The sequence below is a fragment of the Mesorhizobium sp. M0306 genome (genome assembly GCF_040321655.1).
Classification (GTDB): domain Bacteria; phylum Pseudomonadota; class Alphaproteobacteria; order Rhizobiales; family Rhizobiaceae; genus Mesorhizobium.
Window position 1 is genome coordinate 1 of sequence record NZ_JAMYRY010000009.1, and the last position, 13,637, is coordinate 13,637.

General features: G+C 62.4%; 17 protein-coding genes. 4 read left to right on the top strand and 13 right to left on the bottom strand.

Annotated features, from left to right (window positions below):
- Window positions 1-442 precede the first annotated feature (442 nt).
- The 9 genes from NKI95_RS15175 to NKI95_RS15215 are packed head-to-tail and all read right to left on the bottom strand — an operon-like array spanning window position 443 to window position 8,974.
- Window positions 443-1,012 (bottom strand): c-type cytochrome, encoded by a 570-nt coding sequence (locus NKI95_RS15175; protein WP_352717687.1) that lies wholly within the window; start codon window positions 1,010-1,012, stop codon window positions 443-445.
- The gene (locus NKI95_RS15180; protein ID WP_352717689.1) at window positions 993-1,877 is read right to left on the bottom strand and encodes a cytochrome c oxidase assembly protein; all 885 of its coding nucleotides are present in this window, start codon (window positions 1,875-1,877) and stop codon (window positions 993-995) included. Before NKI95_RS15180 ends, NKI95_RS15175 begins: the two co-directional genes overlap by 20 nt.
- Complete coding sequence (locus NKI95_RS15185; protein WP_352717988.1) at window positions 1,874-2,215, bottom strand: hypothetical protein; 342 nt, start codon at window positions 2,213-2,215, stop codon at window positions 1,874-1,876. The genes NKI95_RS15180 and NKI95_RS15185 overlap by 4 nt, the downstream gene beginning before the upstream one ends.
- A 1-nt stretch (window position 2,216) precedes the next feature.
- Window positions 2,217-2,822: a cytochrome c oxidase subunit 3 gene (locus tag NKI95_RS15190; RefSeq protein WP_352516479.1), complete on the bottom strand. Its 606-nt coding sequence runs from the start codon at window positions 2,820-2,822 to the stop codon at window positions 2,217-2,219.
- Window positions 2,819-4,783 (bottom strand): cytochrome c oxidase subunit I, encoded by a 1,965-nt coding sequence (ctaD, locus tag NKI95_RS15195; protein ID WP_352717691.1) that lies wholly within the window; start codon window positions 4,781-4,783, stop codon window positions 2,819-2,821. The genes NKI95_RS15190 and ctaD overlap by 4 nt, the downstream gene beginning before the upstream one ends.
- Window positions 4,780-5,796 carry a cytochrome c oxidase subunit II gene (gene coxB / locus NKI95_RS15200; RefSeq protein WP_352717693.1) on the bottom strand — a complete coding sequence of 339 codons (1,017 nt, stop codon included), beginning with the start codon at window positions 5,794-5,796 and terminating at the stop codon, window positions 4,780-4,782. Before coxB ends, ctaD begins: the two co-directional genes overlap by 4 nt.
- On the bottom strand, window positions 5,793-6,326 hold the full coding sequence (locus NKI95_RS15205; RefSeq protein ID WP_352717695.1) for a c-type cytochrome: 534 nt from the start codon (window positions 6,324-6,326) through the stop codon (window positions 5,793-5,795). The genes coxB and NKI95_RS15205 overlap by 4 nt, the downstream gene beginning before the upstream one ends.
- Before the next feature lies 1 nt (window position 6,327).
- The gene (locus NKI95_RS15210) at window positions 6,328-7,170 is read right to left on the bottom strand and encodes a substrate-binding domain-containing protein (RefSeq protein WP_502909165.1); all 843 of its coding nucleotides are present in this window, start codon (window positions 7,168-7,170) and stop codon (window positions 6,328-6,330) included.
- Window position 7,171: 1 nt separating this feature from the next.
- Window positions 7,172-8,974: a methanol/ethanol family PQQ-dependent dehydrogenase gene (locus NKI95_RS15215; RefSeq protein ID WP_352717696.1), complete on the bottom strand. Its 1,803-nt coding sequence runs from the start codon at window positions 8,972-8,974 to the stop codon at window positions 7,172-7,174.
- A gap of 320 nt (window positions 8,975-9,294) precedes the next feature.
- Between NKI95_RS15215 and NKI95_RS15220 the strand changes: the two genes are divergently transcribed.
- The 3 genes from NKI95_RS15220 to NKI95_RS15230 all read left to right on the top strand — a co-directional run bounded on the left by NKI95_RS15220 (window position 9,295) and on the right by NKI95_RS15230 (window position 11,048).
- Window positions 9,295-10,155, top strand: coding sequence for an SIR2 family NAD-dependent protein deacylase (locus NKI95_RS15220; RefSeq protein WP_502909167.1), 861 nt, complete (start codon window positions 9,295-9,297; stop codon window positions 10,153-10,155).
- Between the two features lie 48 nt (window positions 10,156-10,203).
- Complete coding sequence (locus NKI95_RS15225; protein WP_352717700.1) at window positions 10,204-10,362, top strand: hypothetical protein; 159 nt, start codon at window positions 10,204-10,206, stop codon at window positions 10,360-10,362.
- Window positions 10,363-10,553: 191 nt separating this feature from the next.
- Window positions 10,554-11,048, top strand: coding sequence for a hypothetical protein (locus NKI95_RS15230; protein ID WP_352717702.1), 495 nt, complete (start codon window positions 10,554-10,556; stop codon window positions 11,046-11,048).
- Window positions 11,049-11,084: 36 nt separating this feature from the next.
- On the opposite strand, the gene NKI95_RS15235 is transcribed toward NKI95_RS15230, so the two are convergent.
- The 3 genes from NKI95_RS15235 to NKI95_RS15245 form a co-directional block, all read right to left on the bottom strand.
- The gene (locus tag NKI95_RS15235) at window positions 11,085-11,387 is read right to left on the bottom strand and encodes a DUF982 domain-containing protein (RefSeq protein WP_352717704.1); all 303 of its coding nucleotides are present in this window, start codon (window positions 11,385-11,387) and stop codon (window positions 11,085-11,087) included.
- A 60-nt stretch (window positions 11,388-11,447) separates the two neighbouring features.
- Window positions 11,448-11,741: a DUF982 domain-containing protein gene (locus NKI95_RS15240; RefSeq protein ID WP_352717706.1), complete on the bottom strand. Its 294-nt coding sequence runs from the start codon at window positions 11,739-11,741 to the stop codon at window positions 11,448-11,450.
- A 126-nt stretch (window positions 11,742-11,867) separates the two neighbouring features.
- Window positions 11,868-12,071, bottom strand: a complete 204-nt coding sequence (locus NKI95_RS15245; protein WP_352717708.1) for a hypothetical protein — start codon at window positions 12,069-12,071, stop codon at window positions 11,868-11,870.
- A gap of 293 nt (window positions 12,072-12,364) precedes the next feature.
- On the opposite strand from NKI95_RS15245, the gene NKI95_RS15250 reads away from it, so the two are divergent.
- The gene (locus NKI95_RS15250) at window positions 12,365-12,949 is read left to right on the top strand and encodes a sigma-70 family RNA polymerase sigma factor (RefSeq protein WP_352717710.1); all 585 of its coding nucleotides are present in this window, start codon (window positions 12,365-12,367) and stop codon (window positions 12,947-12,949) included.
- A 367-nt stretch (window positions 12,950-13,316) separates the two neighbouring features.
- Here NKI95_RS15250 and NKI95_RS15255 read toward each other — a convergent pair whose 3' ends face one another.
- Window positions 13,317-13,535, bottom strand: a complete 219-nt coding sequence (locus NKI95_RS15255; RefSeq protein ID WP_352717992.1) for a hypothetical protein — start codon at window positions 13,533-13,535, stop codon at window positions 13,317-13,319.
- Window positions 13,536-13,637: the final 102 nt, after the last annotated feature.

Here is a 13,637-nt window from a genome sequence, read left to right on the forward strand (position 1 = left end):
CCAGCGGCGACGCCGAGACGTTGGTCGACCGCGTCGAGAAAGTCGTGAAAAAGACGGCAAGCAAAACCGAGGAAGCCATTCGCGATCGTTTGCCGGAGACCGACGAGGCTCCCAAATCGAACGAGTCTCCCGAAACGACGTGATAGCGCTGCGGTCGTTCGTGGCGATTCCGACCGCGGGTCGCCTCGCGGTTGCCTCGCCAAAGAAGCTCATATCCGAGATGCCCGCGAAACAATCCGCACAGCAGATTGCCGGGCCATAGGGGCGCTCGCGTTGCCGCGATGTCCGACGTGATCGCGCGCAGCCTCGCCGATGCGGGCCGGTTCCGAAAGGTTCGTCGGCAAGTAAGGCATCGAGCCGAAGGCGGTGACGAATGCCGGTCCCGGCAAACCGGCATCGTAGACCGCCGGCAGGGTTTGATCTCGACTAGCGAGCAACGATGTCATTTCATCGAATAGAGATAGGCCGCGATATCCCGCGCCTCCTGCTCGGAAATTCTGGTCGAAGGCATTGCCGTGTGCGGATTGATCTCCCTTGCGGCGCGTATCCAACGGACCATGTTTCGCGGGTTGTTGGACAATACGCCGCCGATATAGACCCGGGTGGCCAAGCTGGCGTCGAGGCGTGGACCGACCAACCCTTGCGCGCTGGGAACGCCGGTGATCGTGTGGCATCCAGCACAGCCATTGGCCATCATGATGGGTATGGCGCGGGCGCCAACACCGCCGGTTGCATTGTCGGCCTTCTGCTCCACTCGACGGCTTTGCTCGAAGTACAACGCGATCCCGGCCATGGCTGCAACGAGCACGACAATTGCCGCGGCGCCGAGGATGGGTCCGGACGGAGTGAAGCGCGATGTGGCGCGCACGCCGATGCTGCTGGTGGCATTGTCCGACTTATGCGCGACCCTGATGAGGCGCTCCGGCCACAACGTCAGCGCCGCCCGAGCTGCGGCCAGCACAGCAATTGCCGTCCCGGCACCAATGACCAGCTTAGACAGCGTGGAGCGCATGCGACGTCTCCCATCTTCTCCGTCCACTAGAGCGAATCCACAGACCGGCCAGCAGCAACGCGGCTCCGCCATAAATCAGGCCGGCCGGAACCCACATCACCAAGCCGGCGAGCTGCTGGTCCTCGATCGGGCTAAGGTTCCACAATTCCGCACCGGCTGCGTTTACCGGGTACCACAGCCTTGGCGAGACCAGCTGCAGCACCCCGAGCAGGCCGGTGTGCAGCGAGGTGAAGAAGAGGTGCATGACGGCGCTTCCATAGGCTTGTTCGCGGCCTGAACGCGGCAGCAGTACCCACCAGAACAGCAGCCCCGTACCGAAGAAGCTGGCATGTTGCGCATAGTGCAGGACACCCTGTGCAAGCGCCGCCTCGAACAACACCGGAACGTGCCACGCCCATATCGCGACCCCGTGCAGGAAGGTGGCGGCTAAAGGGCGGCTGATGGCGGCCCAAGCGATTCGAAGCACCTTCGCGTTCCCGGCTGCGCCAAATGCCAGCCGCAGCTTGATCGGCAATGCCCACATCATCGCCGCCGCCGGACGGGAGGCGACCAGCAGGGGTGCCGCCACCGCCATCAACAGTTCGTGCTCGATCATGTGGGCGGTGAAGACGCGCTCGCCCAATGCATGGAGCGGACTGACCAGTGCTGTCGCCAAGATGGCCCAGCCGGTCGCAAACAGCAGGGCTTGCCGCATTCGCAACGGGCGGCTGCGGGCGCTCCGCCTCCACAGCCGAAAGGCGCCTGCCGCGTAAAGCAGTGCGACCACGGTTAGCGGCAGCGTGATCGGCAACGCCAGCGTCCAGCCGGCCTGCGGAGCGCCGGCACCGTAGCAGACCGAGGTCGAGAAGAGCGCGTCGAAGCTCATCGTAGGCAGCCGTCAAGAATGAGCGAGGCGGCGCCTTGCATGACGATTACCAGCGCAAACAGCACCGCGCTGAGAATGCCGATATTGGCGACGAAATCCTCTGTGCTGCGCGTACGATCCGGTTTGAAGGCGGCGCCTCCTTGCTGTCGCGCCCGCCACGACAGCGCGCCGCCAAGCAAGGCCAGCACTGTCAGCACCAGCGCAATGGCCGGTATGACGGGAATACCGTGGGCGCACTGCCACTCCACGAACGCGTAATTCAGCTGCGTCGACACCGCCCAGGCCAAAGGCCCGGATAACAGCCCGCCCCATGATGTGCCCAAGCGAAGCGCACGCATCTCAGTCAAGCCTCGGCATCCAGTAGATCAACAGATAGATCGGGATCCAGGTCGCGACCACGAAATCCCAGTAGAAGACGTTGTCGCCAACGTCCCCGAAACGCCGGCCGCTATAGCCATGGCGCGTGAACATCAGGACCGTCAGCACCAGCGTGTCGCCGACGTCGGTGATCAGGTGTGTGGTGTGGAGGCCGAGCAGGACCCACAGCATTGAGCCGTACGCATTGGTATCCCAATAGATGTTGAGGGCCGGAAATTCGAACCACCGCACGACAAGCGGTGCGATACCGAGCAGCGACATGACGATCAGGCCGATGCGCACGGGCACCATGGCACAGGCTTCGGCGTAGCGGTTCAGTATGTGATTGGGTACCACGCTGGCGAGCAGCAACAGCGTGACGATGGTGCCCGGCCAATGGTTGGGCGGCGGCACGCCCAATGGCCATTCGGGCGACAGATAGGCGAGGTAAAGATAGGTGCCTGCGGCGAGCGCGAAGCCGGTGCCCTCCAGCGCCATGAAGGCGAGAGTGCCCCACCAGGTCGGGCTGCGCGGTCCGAGTCCGAAGGTCGGGAGTTCGGAAAGATCGGCGGCAGGACGCTGTTTCACTCCTCATCCTCCGGATCGCCTTTCGGCCAGAACCAACCGATCAAAGTGATGGCGATCGGCCCGGCTCCCCAGACCACCGCCCACGGGCTGAAGATCGAATAGAGAAAGGTGGCGCCGACGGCGAGCGCGGCGAACAATGGCCAGATCGACGGCGTCGCCGACTTCTCGCGCACATCGGGATGCGCCTCCGCCACGGTCGAAATAACAAGTTCGCGCGCGTCGACGCGAAGCCCGGTCGCGACAGGCAGCGTGTCACGTTCGGCCCAGAGCGGCTCGGCGTGGGTAACCACCGGGATCCGAGCGAAATTATAGCTCGGCGGCGGAGAGCTCGTCGCCCATTCCAGCGTGCCCGCATTCCAGGGATTGTCCCCGGCCGGGGCGCCCCTCGACGCGCTGTACACCAAGTTTATCGTGAGCAGAACGAAGCTTAGGAACAGGACGACCGCGCCGGCTGTGATGAACAGGTTGATGTTGCCCCAGCCGAGCTCCACCGGATAGGTGTAGACCCGGCGCGGCATGCCCCACAGGCCGACAATGTGCATCGGAAAGAACGCCGCATTGAAGCCTATGAAGGCAAGCCAGAAGTGCCAGCGTCCGAGACGTTCGCTCATCATCCGGCCGGTGATCTTGGGGAACCAGAAATAGGTCGCGCCGAGCAGCGGGAATACCGACCCGCCGATCAGCACGTAATGGAAATGCGCGACCACGAAATAGGTGTCGTGTACTTGCAGGTCCAATGGCACCGACGCCAGCATCACGCCAGTCAGGCCGCCCGCGACGAACGTGAAGAAGAAGCCGAACACGAACAGCAGCGGCGTCCTGAATATCGGGCGTCCGTCCCACAATGTCGCCAGCCAGCAGAAGATCTGCAGCCCGTTCGGGATGGCGATCAGCATGCTCGAGGCGGTGAAGAAGCTCGCGCCGAGCTTCGGCAGGCCGGTTGCGAACATGTGGTGAACCCACAGGCCGAACGACAGGAAGCCGACCGAAATCAGCGACAGAACCATGCCCAGATAGCCGAATACCGGACGCCGGGCGAAAGCGGCGATGATCGAGGACACCATGCCGGTGGCCGGCAGGAAAATGATGTAGACTTCGGGGTGGCCGAAGAACCAGAACAGGTGCTGGAACAGCAGTACGTCGCCACCCTCGGCGGGATTGAAGATATGGGTGCCGACCAGGCGGTCGAGGATCAGGAACGTCGACGCGATCATGACCGCCGGCATCGCGAACACGATCACGAAGGAGGTGACCAGCATCGCCCAGACGTAGAGCGGGATCTTGTCCAGCGACATGCCCGGCGCACGCTGCTTCAGCACGGTGACGATGGTGGCAACCGCGACCGCCAACGACGACACTTCGGTATAGGTGATCATCTGCGCCCACACGTCGGAACGCTTGCCTGGCCCGAATTCAGGACCGGACAGCGGCACGTAGGAGAACCAGCCGACGTCGGGCGCCATGTCGAGTGCAAACGACACCCAGGCGAAGAGGCCACCGGAGAGATAAATCCAGAAGCTGAATGCATTGAGGCGCGGAAAGGCGATGTTGCGGGTGCCGACCATCAGCGGCACGAGGTAGATGCCGGTCGCCTGAACGATCGGCACTGCAAACAGGAACATCATGGTTACGCCATGCATGGTGAACAGCTGGTTGTAGCGGTCGGGCCCGATCAGCCCACGCTCCGGCCCCGACAGTTGGATGCGCATAGCAACGGCGCTGAGGCCACCGAGGCACAGGAAGACGAAAGCGGTGATCAGGTAGCGCCGCGCGACGATCTTGTGGTCGACGCTCGAGAGCGCACCGATGATGCCCGGCGCCGTCTGCCATGTCCGCGCCAGCCAGCGGTCAAGGCTGGCGGTGTCGAGGCCGGTATCGCGAGGACCGTCGCGCTCGGGGGCCAGGTCTCCTTTGCCGGCGCCGGCGAGCCGACGCTCACGGGCCACGTCGGCGCTGCTCATTTCAGGCCCTCGAGATAGGCGACGATCGCATTCAGTTCGTCCCCGTCCAGTCGCACCACGGGCATGTGGGCGCCTGGCTTGATCCCCTGCGGATTGGCTATCCAGGCTGCGAGATTGCCGCGGCTCATTGTCAGCGTGCCGGCAGCGAGCGTTTGCCGGCTTGCGATATGGGTTAGATTGGGGGCGACCGTGCCGCCGGCGATGGTGCCGCCGATCTTGTGGCACATCACGCATGGCCGTTTGAGGAACAGATCGTGGCCGGTTTTGGCCTCGGCCGACACGGGGGCGGCCGCCGGCCGCAGCTGGTCGTTCAGCCACGCGTCGAAGACGGGCCGAGGTTCGGCGATGATGAAGGTGCTCATATTAGCATGCTGCGCGCCGCAGAACTCGGCGCACTGGCCGCGATAGACGCCGGGCTTGTCCGCCTTCAGATCGAGAACGTTCTCGTGGCCTGGCATTAGGTCCAGCTTGCCCGAGAGGTTCGGTACCCAGAAGGAATGGATAACATCGGTCGAGGTCACTACAAGCCGCACCGGCTCGCCCGCCGGGATGTGGATTTCATTGGCGGTCGTCAGGATGCGGTTCGGCTGATCGCTTTCGTAGCGCACCTCCCACCACCATTGATGCCCGGTCACCCGGATCGTCAGCGCCGCGTCCGAGCCGATAGCAGCGAGCGTCCGGTTAGCGAAGAAGCTCAGCAGCGTCAGGCCGACCAGAATCAGGGCGGTAGCGGCGAGTGCGGCGACGACAATTCGCATCTTGCTGCGCTCGGCGGCAGCGTCGAGGACAAGCGGATCGCCGACTGGCGCCGGGCGCCGGGCCAATGGCACGATCAGCACGGCCATCACTAGAAGCCAGACCACCGTGCACAGCGCGGTGAAGAACCAGATCAGCCATGCGAGTTCGCCCGCAGCCGGGCCCTTTGGGTCGAGCGCGGATTGCCAGCCGCTGCATCCTGCGAGGAGCAGGATGCAGGCCGTGCACCCGCACACCGTCCAGACACCGCGGCTCACGGCGACTTCCCCAGCGTCGCGGCGTCCGGCAGGCGATTCTCGGATGGATGAGGCATCATGTCGTCGTCGCGGCCCGGCGCGGCGGAGGACGGTGCGTTGCCGCTCAGTGCCCGGACGAAGGCAGCAAGCTCCCAGATCTGGTCATCCGGGATCGTGTCACGGAAGCTCGGCATGCCGTTTGGCCGGCCGTCCCTGATCGTGGCGTGGATGCTTTCGATCGAGCTGCCATAGAGCCACTTCTGGTCCATGAGGGCCGGGCCCATACCGCCACCGCCATTGGCATGGCAGCCGGAACAGTTGAACCAGTTGAACAGACGCTTGCCCTCGCTGAGGTGGAAGGCGTTGGCCTCGAACACGCCGGCCTTGGTGTCGGAGGAAGCCGGTCGCTCGCCGCCCGGCGCAAGGACCGTGACCGCCGTCGGTTGGTCGCCGGCACCGAGCGCGGACTGAGGACGGGTATCGCGTTCCTCGCGCTGGCACCCGACAACCGCGAGGATTGCGAACACCAGCAAGGGAAGACCGCGCTTCATTTCAAGGCGCTCCGACAGGATCGAGGCGGGGCACCTGGTAGGCCGCCAGGATCGCGTCGATCTCGGCGCGGTGTCTGGTCAGGGCGGCGTCTACCTCGCCGCGCAGCGCATCGTCGTCGTGGCGCACACCCATAGAGATGTCGTAGACCATCGGCAGGAGCGGACCGTCGATGCGCGGCGCAACCGGCGTAATCCGCAACGGTATTTTTTGCCTGGCGCCGAAGTAGCCGGCCAACGGTCCCCAGACGACGGCCATATCGATGTCGCCATTCGCGACCGCCTCAATGATGCGTGCTGGCGGGTTCGGCGCCGAATAGTCGCCATAGACGGGGAAACCGGTGAGATGGCCGACGATGCCGCGACGGCCAAGCGCCTGGACGGGCGGCGAGTTGGCGCCGTCGTCGCCGATCAGCTGGACGCCGATGTTCAGATCGCGCAGGCGAGGATCGTTGAAGGACGTGATTTCCGGCGCATCCTTGCGTGTCACGAACACATAGGAAGACCGGTAGTAGGGCGCGGTGGTGCGCAGCATCTCGAGATTGGCGGGCGTGCCGGGCACCAGATCGCACAGGCCGGCTTTCAGCGTGTTGCGGACGAAGCCGCGCCGCTGTGCCCACCATGTGTAGGAAACCGTTGCGCCAAGCTCCGTCGCGACGAGTTCGGCAATCTTGTTTTCAAAGCCCTGCCTGGCGGCATTGGAGAACGGCATGTTGTTGGGATCGGCGCAGATCCTCAGCTCGCGCGCATCGGCGACGGCGGCGACGAGCGAGAGCGCCAGTGCGCCGACCGCGGCGCCAAACCGCCGGGAAGATTTTCTCCGTGCGCGCGCAACTCGGCCCATCATCTCAAGGCAGCCGGAACACATACAGCGTACCTCCCGGCGTGGTTACATCCTTCAGATCCTTCATGACGTTGACGAAGCCGAGCGCGGCGGTGGCGTCGCGCGGATCGAGATCGCCGGATACGATCGCGCCGGCCCAGCCGCCGACGCCCGAAAGAATCGCGACATATTGGTGCCCGTCCGGGCCGCGATAGGTGATCGGCTGGCCGATGATGCCGGACGACGTCTTGAACTGCCAAAGCAGTTCGCCGGTCCTGGCGCTGACCGCCTTGAACCAGCCTTCCATCGTGCCATAGAACACGACGTTGCCGGCGGTGGCGACGGCGCCGCTCCACACCGGAAAGTTCTCCTTCAGGCTCCACGCCGGCATGGCGGCGGCGACATCCCAGGCGGTGAAAGCACCGCGATTGCCGCCCGGCCCGGGAATCATGCGCACGTTCATGCCGACATAGGGCGTGCCGGCGATGTAATTCACCTCGACGCCTTCTTCATCCATGCACATGTTGTTGTGCGGGATGTAGAGCAGGCCGGTCTTGGGCGAGAACGCCGAAGGCTGCCAGTCCTTGAGGCCGGACGCGGTCGGGCAGATGTCGCGCACGACCTTGCCGGTGCCGGTCTTCTTGTCCGGATTTACAATCAGCCGGCCGGTCTTGAGGTCGACGCCCTTGCTGGAATTGACTGGCCCGAACGGGACCGCCGACAGGACCTCGCCCGTGGTGCGATCCAAGAGATAGACATAGCCGTTGCGTTCCGGCCGCACGAGCACCTTGCGGGGCTTGCCCTGCCAGGTCATGTCGAGCAGCACCTGTTCGTTGATGCCGTCGTAGTCGTGCAAATCGTGCGGGGTCCATTGATAGAACCATTTGGCTGCGCCGGTGTCGGGATCGCGGGCAAAGATGCCGGCGGTCCATTTGTTGTCGCCAGGCCGCAGATCCGGATTCCACGGACCGGGATTTCCGGTGCCATGGAAGATCAGGTTGAGGTCCGGGTCATAGGAGATCCAGCCCCACACATTGCCGCCGCCGATCTTCCAGGCGTCGGGCGGCCACGACGTCACGCCGAGATCCTTGCCCTTGTCCATGTCGTAATGCGGCTTGAAATCGGGGCCGATCAGCACCTCGGCGTCAGGGCCGGTGTTGTAGGCTGTCCAGACGACGTGCCCGTCGCCGGCGTCGAGCGCCTTGATCCAGCCGCGCACGCCCATTTCGCCGCCGGAATTGCCGACCAGCACCTTGCCCTTCACCACCAGCGGCGCCATGGTGATGGTCTCGCCGATATTGATGTTGCCGATATGGGTGTTCCAGACCGGTTTGCCGGTGGCCGCATCGACGGCGATGGCATGGCCGTCGAGCGTGTTGAAATAGATGCGCCCGTCGAAGAAGGCTGCACCGCGGTTGACCACGTCGCAACAGGCAACGCCCTGCGCGGCAGGCTCGGGATTGGGCTCGAATTTCCACTTCATCGGCGCGCCGGGCTTGGTAAGGTCAAGCGCGTAGAGAATGTTGGGAAACGGCGTCACGATGTACATCGTGTTGCCGACGACCAGGGGCGCAGCCTCCTGACCCTTGTTTACGCCGGTCGAGAAGGTGAAGGCCACTTGCAGGTTTTTGACGTTGTCTTCGGTGATCTCCGCAAGTTCGCTGTAGCGGGTCGAGGCGTAGTTCTTTGCCGGCATCGCCCACTGGCCGTCGTCGGGCGGAGCAGCTGCGGCCGGCGGATTTATCGCAGGGCCTGATTCGGGCTGCGCAACCGCCCCGGCGATCAGCGCAAACCCTGCCAGCAGCGTCCATCCCAGCCTCGCAGCCATTGGCCTCTTTCCCCTTTTGCCAGGCACCCTATTTTTCGCCGCCACCAGTCGCGCTTGCCTCATTTGCTGTCGAGTTGCCGACGTTGGCGCAGAGCTCCAGTAGCTGCAACTGCGCCCTGTTTGTTGAACACTCTCCAACGCGTGAGCGGCGCAGAAGTGCCAAATGCAACGAAATAAATGTCGGATTCGGTTGGCCAAGAGTCGGCGGCCGGGCGCTCGGGACAGTCGATCCGAATGTTCGCACTCAAGTCGGAAGTAAATCTATTCCCGGTGGTCCGGGCTCGGCTGGAACGGAGCGGCACCTATCGCAGTTGTGTCGAATGCTGTCTGCAGTCGAGCAACTGGCTCAATCGGTGAAAGAGCGGCGAGCGATCCTGTTCGTTGGAGCCGGGGTGTCGATGAGCGTCGGCTTGCCGTCCTGGCAAAAGCTCATCGAGCACATGCAAAACGAGCTCGGTCTCGACGAGGACATGATCGGCGCACCTGAAGCCAGTTATCAGGCCCTTGCCGAATACTACCGGCTGAAGCAGGGGAGCCTCGGCCCTTTGCGCAGTTGGATGGATCGCGAATGGAGCGTCTCACCGGAAAAAGTGCAGGGCTCGGCGATCCACAAGCTCATCGTGTCGCTCGATTTTCCGATCATCTACACCACCAACTATGATCGCAACCTCGAAGTCGCCTTCGAGATCCATGGCCGGCCCTTTGTCAAAGTCGCCAACGCGAAGGACTTGCCAAAGGCCACCGGCGAGGTGACGCAGATCATCAAATTCCACGGCGATTTCGACGACGATAAATCGTTGGTCCTGGCGGAGACCGATTATTTTGAACGGCTATCGTTCGATTCGCCGCTCGATGTGAAATTTCGAGCCGACGCGCTAGGGCGCACCATCCTGTTCATCGGCTACAGCATGTCCGACATGAACATCCGTCTGCTGCTGCATCGGCTTTGGCAGACCTGGCGCAGGTCCGGTTACGAGAAGAACCGTCCGAAGTCCTTCATCTTCATGCCGCAGCCAAGCATCGTCCAGGAGGCCGTCCTCGGACGCTGGGGCATCGATATGCTGACCGAGGATGCCGACGATCCAGAGGACGCGCTGCTCGCATTCCTGAACGAACTCAAGGATAAGGTCGGCCGACCAGATGGGAACCGGTTGGCCCGATGTGAGTTTGGAGGAGGCTAAGTTATACGGGACCACGCCTGTATGAGCGGACGCAAACACAAGCGAAGAATGCATGCCAAACACGACCTGTCGGCCGAGCAGGTCTATGAGATCGATTTTTTTGCCCGCAGGTGCGGCCTGACGAGGGACGAAGCGCTCAAGATGATGCGAGATGCCGGCCGGTTGAAGGACGGCGCGAAGGCGTCTGGCGAATCCGGGCCGAAGTAGCCGCATGGGTTCTACATAGCGGGCGGCCGGGATGGTCATCCCGACACAGATGCTTCGTTGTCGGTCTCGGTATCCGCATGGCAGTCGGTGGTGGAGCGCACCGCTGAGGATCGAGCGATGCACCGGCCGTCACCGATGGAACATCCATCGACAATTTTCGTTGACATGCTCCACAAGGCGAGAGGTCGAACATGTCGAACTTCCAAGCCGCCACCCCGGAGCGTTTGCAGCAGCTCAGGCTTGAGGCGACGGCGCACTTTGCGCCGCTCATATTGCGAGAGGCGTTGGTGCGTCTATGCCGGGCCTGCGGAAGCGATAGCCTTGAACGTTTCGAGAAGACGATGGTGGATCAAATCGAGGCATCGCGTGACGACAAAGCCGATTTCGATGCAATGAAGGAATTTGCCATCGAACAGCTCTATGGCTGGATTCGAGACGTCAAGTCTTCACCGGATATGACACAGCCGCTGGAGAACGTAGATACCCGAAGGACCCCCGGCCGCTCTGAAGAGCCGCAAACGCTGGAAGACCAGTTGCAGGCAGGCCTGGAAGATTCCTTCCCGGCGAGCGACCCGCCGGCGGTCGTCTCCACCGCGATCCCCGGCGGATCGAAGAAGCTCGTCGGAACCGACGAGATCCTCAGGCAAAAGCGGGAGAAGGACGCCGAGGGCGCGAGCCAATCGTGATATGCCGCGTTTTGGACGCCATTGAGGTACCCCTGTTCACCCCGCGTCCGATGCGAAGGCTGCTGTCGGGGCAGGTCTAGGATGCGACTGATCTTCGACGAGGATTCTCGCCTCCCAAGCAGCATTGACGAATGCTTCGCGAGCCTCCGCCGCCGTGATTTGGCCGATCTGGGCGCCATCCAATGCTGCTGTCGCGATCAGCGACAACGGGGCGTTGCGCGCCGGCCATTTTTCGCTCTTGAGGCAGTATGCGGCTTCGAAAACCGAACTGACCGTTCGCGATCGCCCCGGCTTACCGAAGTAGATGCAAACCGGGACATCGAACTCTATCCTCAGCATGGCGGTACTCCGACTTATCAAGTAACAGTAGCCTCTATGGTTTGCAGCGCCCGGCAGGGTTCAGCCTAGATCGTGGGCTTCCCTTGGTTTAGTCCCTGCTGGCATTTCGGCTACCATATCGTGCGCCAGAATTCCGGCCTTGCGGGCAAATGCTTCGAACGCCGCTCGCACCGTCTCAGCATCGATCTCGTCAGCCAGTCCGGCGCGACAGGCGTCGAACGCTCCCTTGTGCGCCGGGCCGCGGCTCGGCCATTCGTTCAGAACGTCATAGGCCTGCCAAATATTTTCGACGTGGCGAGGGAAACCAAGGCCGACGAGAATTGGAACGGGGCGGCCAAAGGATTTTTTTGTCATCTGTATCTCCACGAAAGAGCCGCCGGGTCAACGCGCAAGGCGGACACGACGCCGATGCTCTTTAACGCGGGATTGCTGCACGAGTTGCAGCGGGTTTGTTCGATACCGCAGCGCCCGGCCCCGGCATTATTTGTTGGTCCGTATCTTTTGCCGGGGATTGATACCGCCTTGCGGCGTGGTGTCGTTCTCGACGTCGCCTTCGAACGTGTTGTTGCCCTGATCGAGCCGGTCGCCCTCCTTGATCGTGCCCTTGGAACTGCCGATGCCGGGATCGTTGGCAAGATCGCTATCGGCCGGCGTTTTGCCTTTGGCGTGCTTGTTTCCTGTCATGAATTCAATTCCTCCTGTTTTGACGTGGCGGACTGTCCTTGAGGTGGCGGCCAAGGCTCGCTGCGAAATCGCGTTTCGACGCGCCAATGGCGGCGCCCCGGATTTTCGGACGACCTCGATTCGAACTCCGCGATACCGGTGGTTGTTCCGTCAAAAATATCGCCGCCGGCCGGGCTGCCCAGCCAAGCCGCTCCGGTTCTTGGTCGGGTGATTTCGCCCACCGGAACGATCTTTCGATCAATGCATTTAACAGGTCTGCGCTCACGAACTCATTCTGGACGGGAGCTGGACCATTGCCACCCACAGCCTACGCCTTCGCGACCCGCGAAACCGAAGAAGTTTCCATCGTCCACCTCATACCCGCTTTAAGGGCTTTCGCGCGTACTTTCTGCCGCACTCCCGATGATGCCGACGACCTGGTCCAGGAGACGCTGACCAAGGGACTGGCCAACATTGACCAGTTCGAAGCTGGAACGCGCATGAAGTCATGGCTCTTCACGATCATGCGCAACACCTACTACACGCGTGTCAGGGCCGCAGTGAGGGAAGCGCCCGGCCTGCTCGACTGCGCTTCGCTGCGGCCGATCTCGGAAGCGACACAGGAATGGTCCGTACAGGGCAAGGAAGTCCACCAGGCCATCCAGAGCCTTCCCGAGCACCAGCGCGAGGTTCTGATGCTAATAGGCGTGCTGGGCGTCAGCTATGAGGAAACGGCCGAAATATGCGGTTGCGCGGTGGGAACCGTGAAGAGCCGGCTCAACAGGGCACGCGCCGGAGTGCTGCAATACCTTGGCGAAAGTTCCTCGCAAACGCTGATGGAAAGGCGCAGCTATCTGTCCGAAGGACAACTGGACTTCGAAGCCGAGAGGCGCCGCTAATACATGTCACGTTAATTACTGGTTTCGCGCAATCGTCTTTCCACAAGCGCGTTCTGCAATTCGATCGCAAGTTTGGTCAGCCGGTCAGGAACCCTTTCCTGTTCGATGGCCGCAAGCAAGGAAGCGATTTCCCGGTCTATCGTCAGATCGGCACGCGTGCTGACGGAATCTTCCCTTGAGCGAGACATCGCGTTCTCTTGGCAAATGTTGGTCCCTTCACCTCACTCTGGTGGCAACAGTGCGAGTTTGCAAGAATTTGCAGGCCATCCATGCGACCGGCTTCGGTCCTTGCCCAGCTTGGTCAGCAGTTGGGCTCTCGCTGCGTTTCAATTGCTCGCCGGCTGCAAGCCACATGCTGCCGCAACGATCAGTCTTCAGGCCGCCGATCCGCTGAATGATCCTGGTACTGCTCGGACTTGACCCGATTGCCGTCGAGCCCACGCTCCTTGGTGTGCTGCTTCTTATCTCTGTTGGACAGAACGGCGTTCTCTCCGATCTTGTCCTTGGGAAGATCGGTCATCGCGCCAGCGCCAGCGCCTTTGCCGTGACCGCCGCGACCGATGTGCTTCTTGCTGCCGGACGCCATCTTGTCCTCCTTCATACTGTCGAATAGCGGCTTTTCCCGTTCGGCATCCGAACCAGCGGTGGGCCGCAATGTTCCGCCGGAAATCGTAAGCAGGAAGGCATC

What these genes read in the sequence shown, in the direction of transcription:
- NKI95_RS15175 (WP_352717687.1), bottom strand. Translation starts at nt 1,012, where the DNA reads ATGCGCTCCACGCTGTCTAAGCTGGTCATTGGTGCCGGGACGGCAATT.
- NKI95_RS15180 (WP_352717689.1), bottom strand. Translation starts at nt 1,877, where the DNA reads ATGAGCTTCGACGCGCTCTTCTCGACCTCGGTCTGCTACGGTGCCGGC.
- NKI95_RS15185 (WP_352717988.1), bottom strand. Translation starts at nt 2,215, where the DNA reads ATGCGTGCGCTTCGCTTGGGCACATCATGGGGCGGGCTGTTATCCGGG.
- ctaD (WP_352717691.1), bottom strand. Translation starts at nt 4,783, where the DNA reads ATGAGCAGCGCCGACGTGGCCCGTGAGCGTCGGCTCGCCGGCGCCGGC.
- NKI95_RS15205 (WP_352717695.1), bottom strand. Translation starts at nt 6,326, where the DNA reads ATGAAGCGCGGTCTTCCCTTGCTGGTGTTCGCAATCCTCGCGGTTGTC.
- NKI95_RS15210 (WP_502909165.1), bottom strand. Translation starts at nt 7,170, where the DNA reads ATGATGGGCCGAGTTGCGCGCGCACGGAGAAAATCTTCCCGGCGGTTT.
- NKI95_RS15215 (WP_352717696.1), bottom strand. Translation starts at nt 8,974, where the DNA reads ATGGCTGCGAGGCTGGGATGGACGCTGCTGGCAGGGTTTGCGCTGATC.
- NKI95_RS15220 (WP_502909167.1), top strand. Translation starts at nt 9,295, where the DNA reads ATGCTGTCTGCAGTCGAGCAACTGGCTCAATCGGTGAAAGAGCGGCGA.
- NKI95_RS15225 (WP_352717700.1), top strand. Translation starts at nt 10,204, where the DNA reads ATGCATGCCAAACACGACCTGTCGGCCGAGCAGGTCTATGAGATCGAT.
- NKI95_RS15230 (WP_352717702.1), top strand. Translation starts at nt 10,554, where the DNA reads ATGTCGAACTTCCAAGCCGCCACCCCGGAGCGTTTGCAGCAGCTCAGG.
- NKI95_RS15235 (WP_352717704.1), bottom strand. Translation starts at nt 11,387, where the DNA reads ATGCTGAGGATAGAGTTCGATGTCCCGGTTTGCATCTACTTCGGTAAG.
- NKI95_RS15240 (WP_352717706.1), bottom strand. Translation starts at nt 11,741, where the DNA reads ATGACAAAAAAATCCTTTGGCCGCCCCGTTCCAATTCTCGTCGGCCTT.
- NKI95_RS15245 (WP_352717708.1), bottom strand. Translation starts at nt 12,071, where the DNA reads ATGACAGGAAACAAGCACGCCAAAGGCAAAACGCCGGCCGATAGCGAT.
- NKI95_RS15255 (WP_352717992.1), bottom strand. Translation starts at nt 13,535, where the DNA reads ATGGCGTCCGGCAGCAAGAAGCACATCGGTCGCGGCGGTCACGGCAAA.